At 73.3% G+C, this 19,016-nt stretch carries 17 protein-coding genes; 13 read left to right on the top strand and 4 right to left on the bottom strand.

The genetic code is table 11. The features are described 5' to 3' along the window. Nucleotides 1–14: 14 nt before the first annotated feature. Together ACSNN7_RS18060 and ACSNN7_RS18065 are read right to left on the bottom strand one after the other, a co-directional pair. On the bottom strand, nt 15–725 hold the full coding sequence (locus ACSNN7_RS18060; RefSeq protein WP_436681982.1) for a response regulator transcription factor: 711 nt from the start codon (nt 723–725) through the stop codon (nt 15–17). After that, on the bottom strand, nt 722–2,308 hold the full coding sequence (locus ACSNN7_RS18065; protein ID WP_436681983.1) for a sensor histidine kinase: 1,587 nt from the start codon (nt 2,306–2,308) through the stop codon (nt 722–724). The genes ACSNN7_RS18060 and ACSNN7_RS18065 overlap by 4 nt, the downstream gene beginning before the upstream one ends. Nucleotides 2,309–2,423: 115 nt before the next feature. Between ACSNN7_RS18065 and ACSNN7_RS18070 the strand changes: the two genes are divergently transcribed. The 4 genes from ACSNN7_RS18070 to ACSNN7_RS18085 all read left to right on the top strand — a co-directional run bounded on the left by ACSNN7_RS18070 (nt 2,424) and on the right by ACSNN7_RS18085 (nt 7,079). Then, nucleotides 2,424–3,815 carry a cation:dicarboxylate symporter family transporter gene (locus tag ACSNN7_RS18070; RefSeq protein WP_436681984.1) on the top strand — a complete coding sequence of 464 codons (1,392 nt, stop codon included), beginning with the start codon at nt 2,424–2,426 and terminating at the stop codon, nt 3,813–3,815. Between the two features lie 86 nt (nt 3,816–3,901). Further along, the gene (locus ACSNN7_RS18075; protein WP_436681985.1) at nt 3,902–4,399 is read left to right on the top strand and encodes a DinB family protein; all 498 of its coding nucleotides are present in this window, start codon (nt 3,902–3,904) and stop codon (nt 4,397–4,399) included. 102 nt (nt 4,400–4,501) lie between these two features. After that, a complete protein-coding gene (locus tag ACSNN7_RS18080; protein ID WP_436681986.1) occupies nt 4,502–5,944 on the top strand; it encodes an FAD-dependent oxidoreductase in 1,443 nt (480 codons plus the stop codon). 97 nt (nt 5,945–6,041) lie between these two features. Further along, a complete protein-coding gene (locus ACSNN7_RS18085; protein ID WP_436681987.1) occupies nt 6,042–7,079 on the top strand; it encodes an aminotransferase class V-fold PLP-dependent enzyme in 1,038 nt (345 codons plus the stop codon). 69 nt (nt 7,080–7,148) lie between these two features. On the opposite strand, the gene ACSNN7_RS18090 is transcribed toward ACSNN7_RS18085, so the two are convergent. Both ACSNN7_RS18090 and ACSNN7_RS18095 read right to left on the bottom strand, forming a co-directional pair. Then, nucleotides 7,149–8,549: an FAD-dependent oxidoreductase gene (locus tag ACSNN7_RS18090; protein WP_436681988.1), complete on the bottom strand. Its 1,401-nt coding sequence runs from the start codon at nt 8,547–8,549 to the stop codon at nt 7,149–7,151. A 320-nt stretch (nt 8,550–8,869) separates the two neighbouring features. Further along, the gene (locus tag ACSNN7_RS18095) at nt 8,870–10,042 is read right to left on the bottom strand and encodes an acyl-CoA dehydrogenase family protein (RefSeq protein ID WP_436681989.1); all 1,173 of its coding nucleotides are present in this window, start codon (nt 10,040–10,042) and stop codon (nt 8,870–8,872) included. Nucleotides 10,043–10,127: 85 nt separating this feature from the next. Between ACSNN7_RS18095 and ACSNN7_RS18100 the strand changes: the two genes are divergently transcribed. The 9 genes from ACSNN7_RS18100 to ACSNN7_RS18140 all read left to right on the top strand — a co-directional run. Next, nucleotides 10,128–10,784, top strand: a complete 657-nt coding sequence (locus ACSNN7_RS18100; RefSeq protein ID WP_436681990.1) for a TetR/AcrR family transcriptional regulator — start codon at nt 10,128–10,130, stop codon at nt 10,782–10,784. A gap of 44 nt (nt 10,785–10,828) precedes the next feature. Continuing rightward, the gene (locus ACSNN7_RS18105) at nt 10,829–12,271 is read left to right on the top strand and encodes an aldehyde dehydrogenase family protein (RefSeq protein WP_436681991.1); all 1,443 of its coding nucleotides are present in this window, start codon (nt 10,829–10,831) and stop codon (nt 12,269–12,271) included. Then, nucleotides 12,268–13,344: a zinc-binding dehydrogenase gene (locus ACSNN7_RS18110; RefSeq protein WP_436681992.1), complete on the top strand. Its 1,077-nt coding sequence runs from the start codon at nt 12,268–12,270 to the stop codon at nt 13,342–13,344. The genes ACSNN7_RS18105 and ACSNN7_RS18110 overlap by 4 nt, the downstream gene beginning before the upstream one ends. A gap of 332 nt (nt 13,345–13,676) precedes the next feature. Next, entirely contained in the window at nt 13,677–14,438 is a 762-nt protein-coding gene (locus ACSNN7_RS18115; protein WP_436681993.1) for an ABC transporter ATP-binding protein, read from the top strand. Then, complete coding sequence (locus ACSNN7_RS18120; protein WP_334453062.1) at nt 14,425–15,117, top strand: ABC transporter ATP-binding protein; 693 nt, start codon at nt 14,425–14,427, stop codon at nt 15,115–15,117. Before ACSNN7_RS18115 ends, ACSNN7_RS18120 begins: the two co-directional genes overlap by 14 nt. A 46-nt stretch (nt 15,118–15,163) precedes the next feature. Next, on the top strand, nt 15,164–16,420 hold the full coding sequence (locus tag ACSNN7_RS18125; protein WP_436681994.1) for an ABC transporter substrate-binding protein: 1,257 nt from the start codon (nt 15,164–15,166) through the stop codon (nt 16,418–16,420). After that, nucleotides 16,417–17,298, top strand: coding sequence for a branched-chain amino acid ABC transporter permease (locus tag ACSNN7_RS18130; RefSeq protein ID WP_436681995.1), 882 nt, complete (start codon nt 16,417–16,419; stop codon nt 17,296–17,298). Before ACSNN7_RS18125 ends, ACSNN7_RS18130 begins: the two co-directional genes overlap by 4 nt. Beyond that, nucleotides 17,295–18,311 carry a branched-chain amino acid ABC transporter permease gene (locus tag ACSNN7_RS18135; RefSeq protein ID WP_436681996.1) on the top strand — a complete coding sequence of 339 codons (1,017 nt, stop codon included), beginning with the start codon at nt 17,295–17,297 and terminating at the stop codon, nt 18,309–18,311. Before ACSNN7_RS18130 ends, ACSNN7_RS18135 begins: the two co-directional genes overlap by 4 nt. A 78-nt stretch (nt 18,312–18,389) precedes the next feature. Further along, nucleotides 18,390–19,016 (top strand): transcriptional regulator (locus ACSNN7_RS18140; RefSeq protein WP_436681997.1); only part of this gene is annotated, 627 nt, incomplete at its 3' end.

Consider the following 19,016-nt stretch of genomic DNA (forward strand, 5'->3'; position numbering starts at 1 on the left):
GACCGGCTGCCCGGTCACGTCGGCCGGTACTCGACCTCGGGGCGCCCGGGGGTGCCGTAGCGGGGGCTGCGGACCGCCCGGTCGATGGTCACCAGGTACTCCAGATAGCGCCGGGCGGTCACCCGGGAGATGCCGGTGCGCCGGCTCACCTCGGTCGCGGAGAGCCCGACCTCGCCGTCGGTGGGCGTGGACCGCGGCCGGTCGGCCAGGGCGGAGAGCACCCGGTGCAGGGTCTGCACGTCCAGCCCCTTGGGCAGGGTGTGCGGGGCGGCGCCGCGCAGGGTGGCGAACATCCGGTCCACCTCGTGCTGGGCGGCCACCTCGCCGTCGGCGAGCGCCTGCCGGCGGTAGTCGGCGTAGCGCTCCAGCTTGTCGCGGAAGGCGGCGAAGGTGAACGGCTTGAGCAGGTAGTGGGTCACCCCGAGGGAGACCGCGGTACGGACCACCGCGAGATCCCGGGCCGAGGTCACCGCGAGCACGTCGACGCTGCTGCCCGCCGCGCGCAACGCCCGGCAGACGTCCAGGCCGTGCACGTCGGGCAGGCGGAAGTCCAGCAGCACCAGGTCGATGCCCGCGCCGCCGTGCCGGCGCAGCGCGGCCATCGCCTCCCGGCCGGTGTGCGCCACCCCGGCCACCACGAAACCCGGCACCCGCTCGGTGTACGCGGTGTGCGCCTCGGCCAGCAGCGGCTCGTCCTCGACCACCAGCACCCGGATGCCGGTCATCGCGCCTCGCCGTGTCCGACCGGCAGCCGGACGGTGAAGAGGCTTCCGCCGTCGCCCGAACGGCCCACCTCGTAGCGCCCCCCGTGCCGGCGGACCACCTGCCCGACCAGCGCCAGGCCGAGGCCGCGGCCGGCGCTCTTGGTGGACCAGCCGCGCCGGAACGCGTCGTCGACCCGCTCCGGGTCCAGCCCTGGGCCGTTGTCACCGACCCGGACCACCAGGTCGCCGTCGACCGCGCCGACGAAGACCCGGACGCGCCGCGGCGGCGCGTTGCCGGCGACCGCCTCCAGCGCGTTGTCCACCAGGTTGCCCACCACGGTGAGCAGGTCGGCGCCGGGCAGCGGGCTGCCGTCGAGCCGGCACTCCGGGTCGATCACCAGGTCCACGCCGCGCTCACCGGCCTGGGCCGACTTGCCCAGCAGCAGGGCGGCCAGGGCCGGCTCGGTCACCGCGCCGACCACCCGGTCGGTGAGCTGCTGCGCCGCGGCCAGGTCCCGGGTGCCCAGGCGCACCGCCTCGTCGGTCCGGCCCAGCTCCACGAGGGTCAGCACGGTGTGCAGGCGGTTGGCCGACTCGTGGGTCTGCGCCTGCAACGCCTCGGTCAACGCGCGTACCGAGTCGAGTTCGCTGGCGAGCGTGCGCAGCTCGGTCTGGTCGCGCAGGGTGAGCACCGTGCCGAGCGCGACGCCCTCGAAGTGGGCGGTCCGCTGGTTGGCGACCAGCACCCGGTCACCGGCCAGGACGGGCTCGTCGTGGGCCTCCCGGGCCGACGTCAGCAGCTCGGCCACCGCGGGCGGCAGGTCGATCCCGGCCACCGGCCGGTCGGTCAGCGGCGCGTCCGCGTCCAGCCCGAGCAGCCGGCGGCCCTCGTCGTTGACCAGCGCCACCCGGCGGTCGGTGGTCAGCACCAGCAGGCCCTCCCGCACCGAGTGCAGCACCGCGTCGTAGTACTCGTACATCCGGGTCATCTGGGCCGGGCCGAGGCCGTGCGTCTGCCGACGCAGCCGACGGCTGAGCAGCCACGAGCCGGTGGCGGCGAGGGCGAGCGCCGGTGCGGCGACGCCGAGCAGCACCGGCCACTGGCCGAGCAGCTTGCGGTCGATCGCCTCGGTGGTGATGCCGACCGAGACCAGGCCGACGATCCGCTCGTCGTCGTAGACGGGCACCACCGCGCGCACCGACTCGCCGAGCGTGCCGACGTTGGTGGTGGTGAACGGCCGGCCGGCCAGCGCCGGCGCGATGTCGCCGACGAACCGCTGGCCGATCCGCTCGGGGTGCGGGTGCGTGTACCGGGTGCGGTCGGGGGCCATCACCACCACGAAGTCGGTGCCGGTCGCCACCCGGGTGGACTCCGCGTACGGCTGGAGGGCGGCGCTGGGGTCGGCGCTGCGCAGCGCCGCGCGGACGTCGGGGGAGCGGGCGACGGTCTGCGCCACCGCGAGCACCTCCTCCTGCGCCGCCTGGCGGGAGTCGCTGCGGGCCAGCCAGACGGCCCCGGCGGCGCCGGCCAGGACGAGCAGGGTCACCACCACGGCCTGGAGGGCGAAGAGTTGCCCCGCGATGCTCCACTGCCGCCGGGCCACGTTTCCCCTCCTCGTCCGCGCCGTGGTCACCGGCGCGCGTCGCCCCGTGCTCCGACGGGATGAACAGAATGACCGCAAGGCTGTCTTGTGGTGAGACGGGCTTCACATTGTCGACATGGACACCACCACATCCACCACCACACCGTTACCCCCGGCCCGTCGGGACCGTACCCGTTACCTCTACCTGGCCGTCATCGTGGCCGTGCTGGCCGGCGTCGTGGTCGGCCTCGCCGCTCCCGAGGTCGGCAAGGAACTCAAGCCGCTCGGCACGGGCTTCGTCAACCTGATCAAGATGATGATCAGCCCGGTCATCTTCTGCACCATCGTGCTCGGCGTCGGCTCGGTCCGGCAGGCGGCGAAGGTCGGCAAGGTCGGCGGGCTCGCCCTCGGCTACTTCGTGGTCATGTCGACCGTCGCGCTCGCCATCGGCCTGGTGGTCGGCAACCTCATCCACCCCGGCTCCGGGCTCGACCTGGGGCAGGACCTGGCCGGCTCGGGCAAGGCGGCCGCCGGTGACGAGGCCGGCGGGACCGTCGACTTCCTGCTCGGCGTCATCCCGACCACGCTCTTCTCCGCGTTGACCGAGGGGGAGGTGCTCCAGACGCTACTCGTGGCGCTGCTGGTCGGCTTCGCCGTGCAGAGCCTGGGCCGGCGCGGCGAGCCGGTGCTGACCGCCGTGGGCCTGGTCCAGCGGGTGGTCTTCAAGGTGCTCGCCATGATCATGTGGCTGGCCCCGATCGGCGCGTTCGGCGCGATCGCCGCGGTGGTCGGGGCGACCGGGATGGACGCGCTGAAGAGCCTGGCGCAGATCATGCTCGGCTTCTATGCAACCTGCCTGATCTTCGTGCTGGTGGTGCTCGGCGCGCTGCTGTGGTTCGTGGCCCGCATCTCGATCTTCTCGCTGCTGCGCTACCTCGGCCGGGAGTTCCTGCTGATCCTGTCGACGTCGTCCTCGGAGTCGGCGCTGCCGCGGCTGATCGCCAAGATGGAGCACGTCGGGGTGAGCAAGCCGGTGGTCGGCCTCACGGTGCCCACCGGGTACTCGTTCAACCTGGACGGCACGGCGATCTACCTGACCATGGCATCACTGTTCATCGCCGACGCGCTGGGCAAGCCGCTGTCGATCGGCGAGCAGGTGTCGCTGCTGCTGTTCATGATCATCGCGTCGAAGGGGGCGGCTGGGGTGACGGGCGCCGGCCTGGCCACGCTCGCCGGTGGGCTCCAGTCGCACCGGCCGGACCTGGTCGACGGCGTCGGTCTGATCGTGGGGATCGACCGGTTCATGTCGGAGGCGCGGGCGCTGACCAACTTCGCCGGCAACGCGGTCGCGACCGTGCTGGTCGGGACCTGGACGGGGGAGTTCGACCGGGACAAGGCCGGTCGGGTGCTGCGCGGCGACGACCCGTTCGACGAGTCGACCATGCTCGACGAGGACGCCGACGAGGACGGGTCCGCCCCGCGGCGGCCGGCCGACGAGCCGGCCGCGCCGGTCGGCGTACCGGCCTGAGGTCGCGGTCGCGACCCCGGACGGCGCGCTGACCTGCCGGCGATCGGTGGTTGCTCCCGGGTGGCCGGTCTTGGGATGCTTCGCGCATGTCCTCCCTCCCGGCCACCTTCGCTGAAGACGTCATCGACCAACCGGCCAAGGCCCAGTTCGAGGTGTTTCTCGACGAGCATCGGCGGGCGCTCAACGCCTGCCTGGACGGGCTGACCGAGGAGCAGGCGCGCCGATCGTTGGTGCCCTCCCGGACCACGCTGCTGGGCCTGGTGAAGCATGCGACGTTCGTGGAGAAGGTCTGGTTCGACGAAGCCGTCACGTGCCGGTCGCGCGCCGAGATCGGCATTCCCGCCACGCCCGACGAGTCGTTCGTCCTCGACGGCGACGACACCATCGCCACCGTCCGGCGAGCGCACGACGAAGCATGCGACGCGTCTCGCCGCGCGACGTCGTCACTCGGGTTGGACGACATGCTCCGCGGCAATCGGCGTGGCCCGCTCCCGCTGCGCTGGGTGTACCTGCACGTGCTGGCCGAGCTGGCTCAGCACTGCGGGCACGCGGACATCCTGCGCGAGCAACTCCTCAGCGAGTAGCGCGCCCGTCCCGTCGGCCGTCCGGCAGCGGGTGCGCTCCAGGCGGGCTGCTCGCTACGGTCGTCGGTGCCGAGGTTTCCCGACCGCTCGAGGAGTGATCGTATGCCCCCCTCTCCGTCCCGGCTCTTCGCGGAGATCGCGACCGCCGAGCGGCCGGCGCAGACCACGGTGCTCATGCGCCGTGCCGTGGTGCTGGGCGGCAGCATCGCCGGACTGATGGCGGCCCGGGTGCTGAGTGACCACGCCGAGGAGGTGCTGATCGTCGAGCGCGATCCGTCCGACGTGGACGACGGGCCCCGGCCGGGTGTGCCGCAGGGCAGTCAGGTGCACGCGCTGCTGCCCGCCGGTCAGGTCCAGTTGGAACGGTGGTTCCCCGGCATCGTCGACGAGGCGCACGCGCTCGGTGCCCCGCCGCCGCCCAGCGACGAGGGCGCGGCGAAGATCTTCGTGAACGGGGTGCTGGGGCTGCCGCCGGCACCGTCCGGCACGGGTCCGACGCTGATCACCACGCGACCGTTCCTGGAGGCACTGGTCCGCCGGCGGACGCTCGCCGTGGGCAACGTCCGGATGGTGTACGGCCGTGCGGACGGCCTGGTCTTCGCCGACCGGAGGGTCACCGGCGCCCGGTACGTGCCCGAGGGCGGTGGTGAGCCGGTGGTCGAACCGGCGGACCTGGTCGTCGACGCGATGGGGCGGTCCAGCCGGCTGAGCGACTGGCTGGCCGGCAACGGGTGGCCCCGCCCGCCGATGCAGCGGATGCCGATCAAACTGAACTACGCGACCGCGCTCTTCACGCAGGACGAGAAGGTCAGCGACGCCTGGGTGGTGGTCTACCACACCATGGCGGGCAAGGGTCGTACCGCGCGGATCGGCGGGATCAACTCGGTCGAGGGGGACCGCTGGATCATGCTGGTGGCCGGCTACGACGAGGACCGGCCCAGCCGCGACGTCGCCGACTTCACCGCCCGCTGCCGGGAGCACTATCCCCCGATGTTCGGGGACATCGCGGAGTACGGCGAGATGCTCGGCGGCGTGGTCACGTACCACCAGGCCGACAGCCGGCGCCGGGACTTCCACAAGCTCGACCGGATGCCCGCCGGACTGGTCGCCGCCGGGGACGCCATCGCCTCCTTCAACCCGGTGTACGGCCAGGGCATGACCTCCGCGATGCTGCACGCCTCCTGCCTGTCGGCGTACCTGCGGTCGAACCCGGACCTGCACGGGGAGCCGGCGCGGGCGTACTTCGATCGGGTCCGGGTGATCGTCGATGCCGCCTGGCGGACCTCCACCACCGCCGACATCGAGCTCCCCCACGTCGACGGCCCGTACCCGCCGGGGTACCGGGTCACCAAGTGGTTCGGTGACCTGCTCTTCCGGACCTCGCAGACCGATCCGGTGCTCAACGCCCGGCTGGGCCGGGTCACCACCATGCTCGACCATCCGGCGACGTTGAGCCGGCCCGGCACCCTGCTCCGGGCGCTCCGGCTCGGCCTGTTCCGGCGCCGGGCCGCCAGCGGATCGACCACCGACCCCCGGCGGTCGTAGCAGTCGCCGGACCGGTCGGTGCCCATCGGTGGGCCGCAGGCCGCCGGTCGCGGATTGGCCGTGCCCGTCGGAGGCCACCGCGCCTAGCGTCGGTGGCGTGGACATCGCGCAGGCGCAGCAGTTGTGGAAGCCGGAACCCGGCTGGTTGAACACCGCCTCCTACGGGCTCCCGCCCGAGCCGGCCTGGACGGCCTTGCAGGAGGCGCTGGTCGACTGGCGGACCGGGAGCAGCTCCTGGGAGGGCTGGGGGGAGTCCGTGGACCGGTCCCGGGCCGCGTTCGCCGGGCTGATCGGCGTACCGGCCGGGGACGTGGCGGTCGGCGCGGCCGTGTCCCAGCTCCTCGCACCGGTCGCGGCGGCCCTCCCGGCGGGCGCGAACGTGCTGGTCCCCGAGGTCGAGTTCACCTCGAACCTGTTTCCCTGGCTGGTTCAGCAGGAGCGCGGCGTCCGGGTCCGCACCGTGCCGCTGGCGGGGCTGGTCGACGCGATCGACGCCGGCACCGATCTGGTCGCGTTCAGCCTGGTGCAGTCCGCCGACGGCGCCGTGGCGGCGTACGACGAGATCGTGGCCGCGGCCCGGGCGCACGGTGCGCTGGTCGCGGTGGACGCGACCCAGGCGTGCGGTTGGCTGCCGTTCGACGGGAGCCGGGCCGACGTGGTGGCGGTGGGCGGGTACAAGTGGCTGATGGGCCCGCGCGGCTGCGCGTACGCCTACCTGGCGCCCGAGCTGCGCGAGCGGCTGCGTCCGGACGCCGCCGGCTGGTACGCGGGCGCTGACCCGCACGCCTCCTACTACGGCCCGCCGCTGCGGCTGGCCGACGACGCCCGCCGGTTCGACATCTCGCCCGCCTGGTTCAGCTGGGTCGGCGCGGCGCCCGCACTGGAGGTGATCGCCGAGATCGGCGTGCCGGCGATCCGGGAGCACGACGTGGCGCTGGCCAACCGGTTCCTGACCGGGCTGGGCCGGCCGCCGGGGGAGAGCGCCATCGTCGTGGTCGACGTGCCCGACGCCGAGCAGCGGCTGGAGCGGGCCGGCATCCGGGCGGCGGTGCGCGCCGGGCGGGTCCGCGCCTCCTTCCACGTGTACTCCACCGAGGCCGACGTGGACGCCGCCCTGACGGCGCTGACCGGCTGAGCCCGGGTCACCCGGCAGGCGAGCGGGCGGGTGGGCGGCGCTCACCGCCGCCCACCCGAGCGGCCCGGCTCACCGGGCCGCCAACTCCTCGACCCGGGCCGCCGGCTGCTCGATGCTCGTCATCGGCTCCGGACGGGCCACCTGAGGCGTGCCGGGCCGGCCCGGCCAGAGCACCCGGGCGACGATGCCCGGCGCGAAGAGCCCCGGCGGCGGCGTCATCAGGTTCGCGACGCTCAGGAAACGCCGCCCGACCTCGGGGTGCCGCGCGGCGGCGGCGTGCAGCCGGGTGACGTACCCGTTGAGGAACCGGGTCCGGCGGCTGCGCGGCCCGGCGATGGTCGGGTGGCGCAGGTCCGCGCCGACGGCCATGTCCCACGGCACGTCCACCACCTTGGCCGCGCCGGCGAAGAAGCGGCGGGGCAGCTCCCGCCGGCCCTGCCGGAGGCAGTCGCGCAGCACCATGGCCTCCACCGCGGCCACCGTCATGCCCTGCCCGTACGCCGGGTTGAAGCTGCACATCGCGTCGGCGACCGCGAGGAAACCCTCCGGCAGGCGGGTGAGGTGCTCGTAGCGGCGGCGCACGCTGGTGGGCAGCCGCATCCGGGTGGGCGGGCCGAGCGGCTCCGCCCGGCTCAGCAGCGCGTGCAGCTCCGGGGCGGGCAGCCGCCCGGCGAAGGCGAGGTAGCCCTCACCGTCGGTGGGCGGGGCCTGGTCCGGGCCGATGCCCAGCAGGGTGACCATCCACCGGTCGCCCTCCGCCGCGATGGCCACCCCGCCGTACGGGGCGGCCGGCGACGGGCTGCTGATGAAGGCGGACCAGTTGGTGTCGCCAGGGACCCGGCGGTAGTCGCGGGAGACGTACACCGTCCGGGGGTCCACCCGGTCCTCGACGGGCGGCTGGTAGCCCAGCTCGGCGAGCCAGGTGGGGCCGCGGTTGCCGCGGCCGGTCGCGTCGACGACCAGGTCGGCGTCGTGGTGTTCCTCCGCGCCGCCCCGGGGCAGGACGCGGGCGCCGGTGACGGTGCCACCGTCGGCGAGCAGCCCCACCGCCTCGCACCGGTCCCGGACCTCCACGGTGGGCAGTGCCCGGACCCGGTCCCGGACGTACGCCTCCAGGGCGGGCCGGCTGACGCAGAGCCCCTCCAGCCCGGAGGCGACCCGGGGGATCCGGTGGCCGTCGTTGACCCAGAGGCAGTCCCGCTGGATGTCGATGGCGGCGGCGCCCTGGGCGGTGAGGTCGGCGGTCAGGCCGGGGAAGAGCTCTTCGAGGACCTGGCGGCCCCGGGCGAGCAGGCCGTGCGAGTGCCCGCTCTGCGGCACGCCCTTGCGGTCGGCGGCCTCCGTCGGCAGCTCGTCGCGATCAAAGACGGTCACCTTCGCGTACGACTCGCTGAGCACCCGCGCGGCGAGCAGGCCGCCGATGCTGCCGCCGAGGACGACCGCCCGCCCGGTCACATTGGTGGTGGACACGGTTGACTCCGTTCATCAAATGGATGTCAACAGTGAGCGGCATGGCAGCACCGCGGCGAAAGCGAATTGTCGGACGGCTAGCTGACAGTCGATTTCCCGTCGACCGGCCCGCCCTTTCCGATCAGTCGGCAGAGCGGTTATCGGCAAGCAGAATCCCTGCTCAGGGCGTACCTCTGAGGTTCGCCGACCGGCCTGGTGACCGCCGTCTCAGTCGTCTACCGGTCACGATTCACCGACGGTCGGCGCACCGAAAGGACGACCGGCGGACCTGGCCGATCAGGCACCGGGACAGCCGAAAGAAATGAGCAGCCGGTCCGAAATCAGGCCAGGTGACCGCCGATCTTCGTGTACCCGCGCAGCAGGTCCCGCGAGATGATCAGTCGCTGCATCTCGTCGGTCCCTTCGAAGATCCGGTAGAGCCGCACCTGCCGGTACCAGCGCTCGACGGGCAGTTCCCGGGTGTAGCCCATGCCGCCGTGGATCTGGAGCACCCGGTCCACCACTCTGTTGACCATGCCGGCGCCGTAGAGCTTGCCCATGGACGAGGCGTGCCGCGGGTCCATGCCCTGGTCGACCGTCCACGCGGAGCGCAGCACCAGCCAGCGGGCCGCCTCCAGCTCGGTCTCCGAGTCGGCGATCATCCACTGGATGGCCTGGTTGGTGCTGATCTTCGCGCCGAAGGTCTCCCGGGTGTTGGCGTAGTCGATGGCCATCTGCAACGCCCGCTCGGCGATGCCGATGGCGTGCGAGGGGATCGTGTAGCGGCCCTTGCCGATCCACTCCATGCCGAGCGTGAAGCCCTGGCCGATCTCGCCGAGGATGTTGCGGTGCGGCACCCGTACCCCGTCGAAGATCAGCGACGCGGGGCCGCCCTCGCCCATGGTCTGGATGAACTCCGAGCGCCAGCCCATCGCCCGGTCCACCAGGAACGCGGTCGCCCCGCCGTTGCGGGCGCCCTTCTCCCGGTCGGTCACCGCGACCACGATGGCGAAGTCGGCGTCGTGGCCGTTCGTGATGAAGGTCTTCTCCCCGTCGAGGATCCAGTCGTCGCCGTCGCGGCGGGCCGACAGCCGGATGTTCGCCGCGTCGGACCCGGCCCCCGGCTCGGTGATGGCGAAGCAGGAGATCCGCTCGCCCTCGATGGTGGGCAGCAGGAACTCCCGCTTCTGCTCCTCGGTGGCGTGGAAGAGGATGTTGTCGGCCTCGCCGCCGAAGCGGAACGGCACGAAGCTGCGCCCCAGCTCCGTCCAGATCAGCGACTGCATGACGGCGGGCAGGTCCATCCCGCCGTACTCCTCCGGGGTGGCCAGCCCCCAGAAGCCGAACTTCTTCGCCTTCTGCTGCAGCTCCCGCAGCTCGTCGCGGGTCACGCCGGGCTGGTGCGCGCGCTCCCGGCGCAGCACCTCCTGCTCCAGCGGCATCACCTCCCGGGTGATGAACGACCGGACGGTGTCCCGGATCGCCCGCTCCTCGTCGGTCAGTGAGAAGTCCATGCTGGTCCCTTCCGCCGTCGTGGTCGCCGTCCCGCTTAAACTAGCGGTGTAAGTTTTCTGGCGTCCAGACCTCCGAGGAGTCCGTGTGCCCCGACCCCGGCAGCCCGTGCTCACCCGGGACCGCATCGTCGCCGCGGCCCTGGCCCTGATCGACGCCGACGGGCCGGCCGCCTTCTCCACCCGGCGGCTCGCCGCCGCGCTCGGCGTACGCGGACCCTCGCTCTACAACCACTTCGCCAACCGCGAGGCGATCCTGGACGCGGTCGCCGACAGCGTCACCGCCACCGTGGACGTCAGCGCCTTCGCCCGCCACGACTGGCGCGAGGCGCTGCGCCGCTGGGCCTGGTCGTACCGGGCGGCGCTCACCGCGCACCCGAACGTCGTGCCGTACCTGGCCCAGGGCCCCGGGCGGCGCCCGGCCGCGCTGGCCATGGCCGACGTGGTCTACGGGGCGCTGGTCAAGGCCGGTTGGCCGCCCGCGCGCGCCACCCACGTCGGCGCGGCGATGCGGTACTTCGTGGCCGGGTCGGCGCTCGGCTCGTTCGCCCGCGGCTTCGTCGAGGACCCCGAGCTGTACGCCGCGCACTACCCGCACCTGGGCCAGGCGCACCGGCTCGCCGAGCACCAGCTCAGCGTGGACACCGGCGCCTTCGCCCTCGGCCTGGACGCGCTGCTGCACGGCCTGGCCGACGAGCACCGGCGCATCGTCGCCGCGGTGGAACCACCCGGGACGAACGGGTAGCGTCAAAACTCCCAGCGCTAGTTTCCTCACCCCCGAAGGACGACATGGATCTCGCCGCCGCGCCCACCGCGCTCCTGGTCCGCCGTCACCTGTACCTCGGCGGCGCCTGGGTCGACCCGTCCGACAGCGCACCGATCGCCGTCGAGAACCCGGCCACCGGGGAACTCGTCGGGCAGGTGCCGGCCGGCACCCCGGCCGACGTCGATGAGGCCGTCGCCGCCGCCCGGGCCGCCTTCCCCGGCTGGGCCGCCACCGCGCCGGCCGAGCGCGCCGCCCACCTCGACCGGCTGCACGCCGCGCTCACCGCCCGCGCCGACGACATCGCCCGGACCGTCGCGCTCGAACTCGGCACCCCGCTCAAGCTGGCCGCCCGGGTGCAGACCGGCCTGCCGCTGACCGTGCTGCGCGACTGCGTCGAACTGGCCGCCCGGCCGCCCGCCGAGGAGACCATTGGCAACTCGCTCGTCGTCCGCGAACCGGTCGGCGTGGTCGGGGCGATCACCCCGTGGAACTACCCGCTGCACCAGGTCGTCGCCAAGCTGGCGCCCGCCCTGGCCGCCGGCTGCACCGTGGTGCTCAAGCCCAGCGAGCTGACCCCGCTGACGGCGTACCTGCTCTTCGACGCGGTCGCCGAGGCCGGGCTCCCCGCCGGTGTGGTCAACCTGGTCCCCGGCACCGGGCCGGTGGTCGGCGAGGCCCTGGCCGGGCACCCCGACGTGGACATGGTCTCGTTCACCGGTTCCACCGCCACCGGCCGCCGGATCGCCCACCTCGCCGCCGACCGGATCGCCCGGGTCGCCCTGGAACTCGGCGGCAAGTCGGCCAACCTGATCCTCGCCGACGCCGACCTGCCCACCGCCGTCAAGGTCGGGGTGGGCAACGCGCTGCTCAACTCCGGGCAGACCTGCACCGCCTGGACCCGGATGCTGGTCCACCGCGACCGGTACGACGAGGCGCTGGAGCTGGTGGCCCGGGCCGTCGCGGCGTACCGGCCGGGGGACCCGTTCGACCCGGCCACCCGGCTCGGCCCGCTGGTCTCCGCCGCCCAGGCCGAGCGCGTCCGCGGGCACGTCGACCGCGCCCTCGCCGACGGGGCGCGCCTCGTCGCCGGTGGCCCGGACGCCCCGCTGCCGCCTCGGGGGCACTTCGTCGCCCCGACCGTCCTGGCCGACGTGCACCCCGACAGCGCGCTCGCCCAGGAGGAGGTCTTCGGCCCGGTGCTCGCCGTGCTCCCGTTCGGCGACGACGACGAGGCCGTCGCCATCGCCAACAACTCCCGGTACGGGCTGGCCGGCGCGGTCTGGTCCGCCGACGCCGACCGGGCGCTGGCGGTCGCCCGGCGGCTGCGTACCGGCCAGGTGGACGTCAACGGCGGTGCGTTCAACCCGCTCGCCCCGTTCGGCGGCTACCGGCAGTCCGGCCTCGGCCGGGAGCTGGGCCCGTACGGCATCGACGAGTTCTGCGAGATCAAGGCGATCCAGCGGTGAGGGCGCTGGTCGCCCGCGCGCCCGGCGCGCCGCTGCGGGTCGAGCAGGTACGCCTGCCCGCGCCCGGCCCCGGCGAGCTGCGGGTGCGCATCCGCGCCGCCGGTGTCTGCCACTCCGACCTGTCCATGGTCAACGGCACCCTCGCGCCCGCGTACCCGCTGGTGCTGGGGCACGAGGCGGCCGGTGTGGTGGTCGAGGCCGGCCTCGACGCCGGGGTGCCGGTCGGCACGCAGGTGGTGCTGAACTGGGCGCCGGCCTGCCGGCGGTGCTGGCACTGCCGGCACGACGAGCCCTGGCTCTGCGCCGCCAACACCGCCCCCGCCGTGCCGCGCGGCGAGACCGCCGACGGCGTCGGTCTGCACGTCACGCTCGGGCTCGGCGCGTTCGCCGAGGAGGTGGTGGTGCCCGAGGCCGCCGTGGTCGCGGTCCCCGGCGACCTGCCGCCCGAGCGGGCCGCCCTGCTCGGCTGCGCCGTGCTCACCGGCACCGGCGCGGTCCGCAACACCGCCCGCGTCGCGGCCGGCCAGTCGGTCGCGGTGATCGGCCTCGGCGGGGTCGGCCTGTCGGTGCTCACCGCCGCCCGGGCCGCCGGCGCCACCCCGATCGTCGCCGTCGACGTGGCCGAGGCCAAGCGGGGCCTGGCCCGCGCCGCCGGGGCCACGCACTTCCTCGCGCCCGACGACCGGCTGTCGAAGGAGATCCGGGCGCTCACCGAGGGGCGCGGCGTCGACCACGCCTTCGAGTGCGTGGGGCGGGCGGCCACCATCCGGACGGCCTGGCGGCTCACCCGGCGCGGGGGCGCGGTCACCGTGGTCGGCATGGGCGGCAAGGACGACCTGCTCAGCCTCTCCGCGCTGGACATCTTCCACTCCGCCCGGACGCTGCGCTCCTCGGTGTACGGCTCGTCCGACCCGGACCGGGAGGTGCCTGGCCTGGCCCGCGAGGTCGGCGACGGCAGGCTCGACCTGGGTCCGCTGATCAGCGGACTGATCACCCTCGACGAGGCGCCGGAGGCGTTCGACCGGCTCGCCCGCGGCGAGGGCGCCCGCTGGGTGGTCACCTTCCCCGACTGACGGTCGGCGGGCGGGGCCGGCCCCGCCCTCGATGCCCTCGACGCAGTGGGTCCGGGCGGGGGCATGGCCGGCCGCGCCAGCCCCGCCCCCGCCGGTCAGGTGGCCGGGCCACATGGGAGCGGTGTCGCCGAGTGCGCGCTCACCCCGGTCGATCCCTTCCGGCCCGCTCCCGGCCCACGCTCATGTCGGCCGGCCCCCCGCCGGGCGGCCGGAAAGTGTGGCGGACCGACATGGCTGCACTCCGGCCGTTCCCCGTAGGTTTCCTCCACGCGACGGCCCTGTGACCTCGGTCACCGACCCGGTCGTCGCAGTGACCTGCGGAGGATGAGGCGATGGCCGGGCAAGCGCTCCTGTCGGCGCGCGGGCTGACCCGTGACTTCCGGGGCTTTCGCGCGGTCGACCACGTCGACCTCGACATCGCACCGGAGAGCGTGCACGCGCTCGTCGGCCCCAACGGCGCCGGCAAGACCACCCTGTTCAACCTGCTCACCGGCTTCCTGCCGCCGACCGGCGGCCGGATCGAACTCGACGGCCGGGACGTGACCGGGCTGCCCCCGGAACAGGTCGCCCGGCTCGGGGTGGCCCGCTCGTTCCAGATCACCAGCCTCTTTCCGCAGCTGTCCGCCCGCGAGCACGTGGAGCTGGCGTTGCAGAGCCCGAGCGGGCTCGGCTGGCGCTTCTGGCGCTCCGCGAAGCTGATGGGCCGCTACCGGGAGCGGGCCGACGAACTGCTGGACATGGTCGGGCTCGGCGCGCTGGCCGAGGCCCCGGCCGAGGCGCTGGCCTACGGGCGCAAGCGCGCCCTGGAACTGGCCATCGCCCTCGCCCTGGACCCGAAGGTGCTGCTGCTCGACGAGCCGACCGCCGGGATGGGGCTGGAGGACGTCGACCGCACGGTGGACCTGATCGCCCGGGTCCGGGCCGGCCGGACCGTGGTCATGGTCGAGCACAACATGAGCGTCGTCGGCCGGCTCGCCGACACCGTCACCGTGCTGCAGGCCGGCACGGTGCTGGTCGAGGGCCCCTACGAGCAGGTCCGCGCCGACGAGCGGGTCATCACCGCCTACCTGGGAGCCGCTGATGCTGCGCATTGACACCCTCTCCGCCTTCTACGGCGAGGCGCAGGTGCTGCGGGAGGTGAGCCTGGAGGTGGCCGCCGGTGAGGTGGTCACCCTGGTCGGGCGAAACGGCGCCGGCAAGTCCACCCTGCTGCGCTGCGTGATGGGGCTGCACCCCGGCCAGCGCGGCACCGTCGAGCTGGACGGGCGGGACATCAGCCGGCTGCCGGCGTACAAGCGAGCGCGGCTCGGGCTCGGCTGGGTGCCCGACGACCGGGGTGCGTACGCCACCCTCAGCGTCACCGAGAACCTGACCCTGCCACCCCGGGTCGGCCCGGACCCGTGGCCGCTGGAGCGGGTGTACGAGGCGTTCCCCGCCCTCTACACCCGGCGCGACTCGGCGGCCACCATGCTCTCCGGCGGCGAGCAGCAGATGCTCGCCCTGGCCCGGGTGCTGCGGATGGGCGCCCGGCTGCTGCTCTGCGACGAGCCCACCGAGGGGCTGTCGCCGCTGCTCGTGCAGCAGGTCGGCGACCTGCTGCGGGAGGCCAAGAAGCACGGGGTCACCGTGCTGCTGGTCGAGCAGAACCTGCACTTCGCCACCGGCGTCGCCGACCGGCACTACCTGCTGGCCGAGGGACGCGTCGTGGAGGCGATGGCGAACTCCGAGGTGCGCTCGCGGGAGCGCGAGCTACTGGCGTACCTCGGGATCTGAATCATTTCGACGGCTGACCCGCGCGGTATCCGCGCGGACGAAAGGGATGGACATGCGTAGGAGCGTGGGTGTGGCCGCCGCGTCGGCGGCGGTGCTGCTGGCCGCGGGGTGCGGCGGCGGTGGGCCGCAGTCCGGCGGCGACCAGAAGCTGACCGGCGGCAAGATCGTGCTGGGCGTGCTCAACGACCAGTCCGGGGCCTACTCGGAGCTGTCCGGGAAGAACTCGGTCAAGGCCGTGGAGATGGCCATCGCCGACTTCAAGGCCAAGCACGGCGACAAGGCGGTGACCACCGACATCACCGTCGAGACCGCCGACCACCAGAACAAGCCGGACGTGGCCAACGCCAAGGCGCAGGAGATGTACGACCGCAAGGGCGTCGACCTGATCCTCGACGTGCCGACCTCCTCGGCGGCGCTGAAGGTCGCCGACGTGGCGAAGGAGAAGAAGAAGCTCTACTTCAACATCGGCGCGGCGACCACCGACCTGACCGGCAAGAGCTGCAACAAGTACACGTTCCACTACGCGTACGACACGTACATGCTGGCCAACGGCACTGGCAGGACCACCACGGAGCAGGTCGGCAAGAACTGGTACATCCTGTACCCGAACTACGCCTTCGGCCAGGACATGGAGAAGAGCTTCTCCACCGCCATCACCGCCGCCGGCGGCACCGTGGTCGGCAAGGACGGCGCGCCGTTCCCGAACACCACCGGCGACTACTCCACCTTCCTGCTCAAGGCGCCGACGCTCACCCCGAAGCCGCAGGTGCTCGGCACCATGCAGGCCGGTGCCGAGCTGGTCAACGTGGTCAAGCAGTACAACGAGTTCAAGCTGCGGGACAAGGGCGTCGGGCTGGCGGTCGGCCTGATGTTCATCACCGACATCCACTCGCTGACCCCGGCCGCGCTCGCCGGCACCACCTACACCGACGCCTGGTACTGGAACTTCGACCAGCAGAACCGCGAGTTCGCCGACCGGTTCCAGAAGGAAACCGGCACCCGGCCGTCGTTCGCGCACGCGGCCAACTACTCCGCCGCCACCCAGTACCTGGAGGCCGTGCAGGCCGCCGGCACCGACGAGGCGGACACCGTGGTCAAGGGGCTGGAGGGCAAGGAGGTCAACGACGTCTTCCTGCGCAACGGCAAGATCCGCGCCGAGGACCACCGGGTCATCCACGACGCGTACCTGGCCCAGGTGAAGCCGCAGGCCGAGGTCGCCGAGCCCTGGGACTACGTGAAGGTCCTCAAGACCATCCCCGCCGCCGAGGCGTTCCGCGCCCCGTCCCCGGACTGCAAGCTGTGACCGGTTTCCTCCAGAACACGTTCAACGGGCTGGTGAGCGGGGCGTTCTACGCCCTGCTCGCCCTCGGGCTCGCGGTCATCTTCGGCATGCTCCGGGTGGTGAACTTCGCCCACGGCGCGTTCTACATGCTCGGCGCCTTCGGCGCGTACGTGCTGCTGGCCGAGGCGGGCGTGCCGTTCTGGGCGGCGCTGGTGATCATGCCGGTGTCGCTCGCCGTGGTCGGCATGGCCCTGGAACGGGCCGTCATCCACCGGCTCACCCGGCTCGACCCGCTCTACAACTTCCTGCTCACCTTCGGCCTGACGCTCATCCTGCAGGACCTGGTGAAGACCCGCTACGGCGTGCAGTCCAGTCCGTACGCCACCCCCGACGAGCTCAGCGGCTCGGTCGACTTCGGACTCTTCGACTTCCCGACGTACCGGGTCTTCATCCTCTGCTTCGCGGTGCTGCTCTGCGTCGCGGTGTGGTGGGTGCTCACCCGTACCCGGATCGGCATGGTGGTCCGGGCGTCGACCGAGCGGCCGGAGCTGACCCGCGCGTTCGGCATCGACGTCGGGCGGTGGGTGACGCCGGTCTTCGGCTTCGGCATCGGCCTGGCCGGGCTCGCCGGGGTGCTCGCCGCGCCGATGCGGGCGGTGAACCCGCTGATGGGCGCCGACCTGATCATCGTGGTCTTCGCGGTGGTGGTGATCGGTGGCCTCGGCTCGATCTTCGGCTCGGTCGCCGCCGGCTTCGGCATCGGTCTGGTGCAGGCGTGGGGCGAGGCGTACCTGTCCGAGTTCCCCATCGTGTCCCAGACGATCGTCTTCGTCGTGATGGCCGCCGTGCTGCTCTGGCGGCCGGCCGGGCTGTTCGGCCGTGAGGAGGCACCGGCATGACCAGCACCGTCGACACCCCGGCCGACGCGAACCGGCCGGCGCCGCCGTCCGGGCTCCTCGCCGTCGCCCGCGCACCCGGTTGGGTCCGGTACGCGCTGCTCGCCGCCGGCCTGCTCGCCGCGCTCTGGCTGCCCAACGGGCTCTACCCGGCGGTGGCCGTGGACATCCTCTGCTGGGCGCTCTTCGCCGTGTCGGTGGACCTGCTGCTCGGCTTCACCGGGCTGATGTCCTTCGGGCACGCGGCGTTCTGGGGCACCTCGGCGTACCTGACCGGCCTGGTCGCCATCCACGCCGGCCTGCCGTTCCCGCTCGCCGTGCTGGCCGGGGCGCTCGGCGCGGCGGCGCTCGCGCTGCCCATCGGCTACCTGGCGGTGAAGCGGACCGGCATCTACTTCGCCATGGTCACGCTGGCCTTCGCCCAGATGGTCTACTACGTGGCCAACGAGTGGCGCTCGGTCACCAAGGGCGAGAACGGCCTGCAGGGCGTGCCCCGGTCGCTGTTCGGCCTCGACCTGACCGACGACTACTACTTCTACTACGCGATCCTGCCGATCGTGCTGCTCGGCCTGGCCGCCGCCTGGCGGATCACGCACTCGCCGTTCGGCCGGGTGCTGGTCGGCATCCGCGACAACCCGGCCCGCGCCCGGGCGCTGGGCTACCCGGTGCACCGCTACAAGCTGACCGCGTTCGTGCTCTCCGGCTTCATCGCCGGACTCGGCGGCGGGCTCTTCGCGGTCGGGCACCGCTTCGTCTCCCTCGACGTGCTGCACTGGACCACCTCCGGCAAGGCGGTCATCGTCGTCGTGCTCGGCGGCATCGGCACGCTGTGGGGCGGGGTGCTCGGCGCGGCGGTCGTCGTCCGGCTGGAGGACTGGCTGTCGTTCTCCGGATTCGAGGCGATCGGCCTGGTGACCGGCGGCATCTTCGTCCTCGTGGTGCTGCTGTTCCGCCGCGGGCTGTGGGGCACCGTCGCCGCCCTGGCGCTGCGCTGGACGGCCGCCCGGCGCAGATGAAGTCCCGCGACGGCGCATCCGAACGGCGCCGTCCCAGCGAACCCCCTGGTAGTGACCGCACACCCGGGGGTACGTCTGGTGCTGACCGAACCGATGCCGGCCGACGCCGTCGAGGCGGCCCGCAAGCGGCTCGCCGTGGCCGCCGAGGACCTCGACGCCAACCAGGTCGCCGCGCTGGTGCTCGACCTCGCCGCCGAGGCCGGCGTGGCGGCGGTCTGGGAGCGGGTCTGCGTACCGCTGCTCGGGAGCCTGCGGGGGCACAGCGCCACGGAGATCGCCATCGAGCACGCGCTCTCCGAGGGCGTCCGGATCGGCCTGGACGTGTACCGCCGGGACTCCGGGCGCCCGCTGCCACCGGACGGGGTGCTGCTGGCCGGGGCGGAGCACGAGGCGCACTGCCTCGGCCTGCACGCTCTCGCCGCCGCGCTGCGCGAGCAGGGCCGGGGCTGCCTGCTGCTCGGGCCCGCGCTGCCCTGGGCCGCGCTGGCCTCCGCCGTGGCGCGGGCCCGCCCGCACACCGTCCTGGTCTGGTCGCAGACCCCGCTCACCGGCCGCGCGTACCGCCTGGTTCGCTTCGGGCGCGACGTTCCCGGGGTACGCCTCTTCGGCGCGGGACCGGGCTGGATCGAGCCCTTCCCGCCCCCGTCCATCCGCCTCACCACCTTCTCCGCCGCCCTAACCGCCTGCACCCCCCCACCCGTAACC

It is taken from the genome of Micromonospora sp. URMC 105 (genome assembly GCF_051386295.1).
Lineage (GTDB): Bacteria > Actinomycetota > Actinomycetes > Mycobacteriales > Micromonosporaceae > Micromonospora.

Coding starts and splice junctions, on each gene's coding strand:
- ACSNN7_RS18135 (WP_436681996.1), top strand. CDS start 17,295: ATGACCAGCACCGTCGACACCCCGGCCGACGCGAACCGGCCGGCGCCG.
- ACSNN7_RS18080 (WP_436681986.1), top strand. CDS start 4,502: ATGCCCCCCTCTCCGTCCCGGCTCTTCGCGGAGATCGCGACCGCCGAG.
- ACSNN7_RS18070 (WP_436681984.1), top strand. CDS start 2,424: ATGGACACCACCACATCCACCACCACACCGTTACCCCCGGCCCGTCGG.
- ACSNN7_RS18060 (WP_436681982.1), bottom strand. CDS start 725: ATGACCGGCATCCGGGTGCTGGTGGTCGAGGACGAGCCGCTGCTGGCC.
- ACSNN7_RS18105 (WP_436681991.1), top strand. CDS start 10,829: ATGGATCTCGCCGCCGCGCCCACCGCGCTCCTGGTCCGCCGTCACCTG.
- ACSNN7_RS18120 (WP_334453062.1), top strand. CDS start 14,425: ATGCTGCGCATTGACACCCTCTCCGCCTTCTACGGCGAGGCGCAGGTG.
- ACSNN7_RS18095 (WP_436681989.1), bottom strand. CDS start 10,042: ATGGACTTCTCACTGACCGACGAGGAGCGGGCGATCCGGGACACCGTC.
- ACSNN7_RS18115 (WP_436681993.1), top strand. CDS start 13,677: ATGGCCGGGCAAGCGCTCCTGTCGGCGCGCGGGCTGACCCGTGACTTC.
- ACSNN7_RS18125 (WP_436681994.1), top strand. CDS start 15,164: ATGGACATGCGTAGGAGCGTGGGTGTGGCCGCCGCGTCGGCGGCGGTG.
- ACSNN7_RS18075 (WP_436681985.1), top strand. CDS start 3,902: ATGTCCTCCCTCCCGGCCACCTTCGCTGAAGACGTCATCGACCAACCG.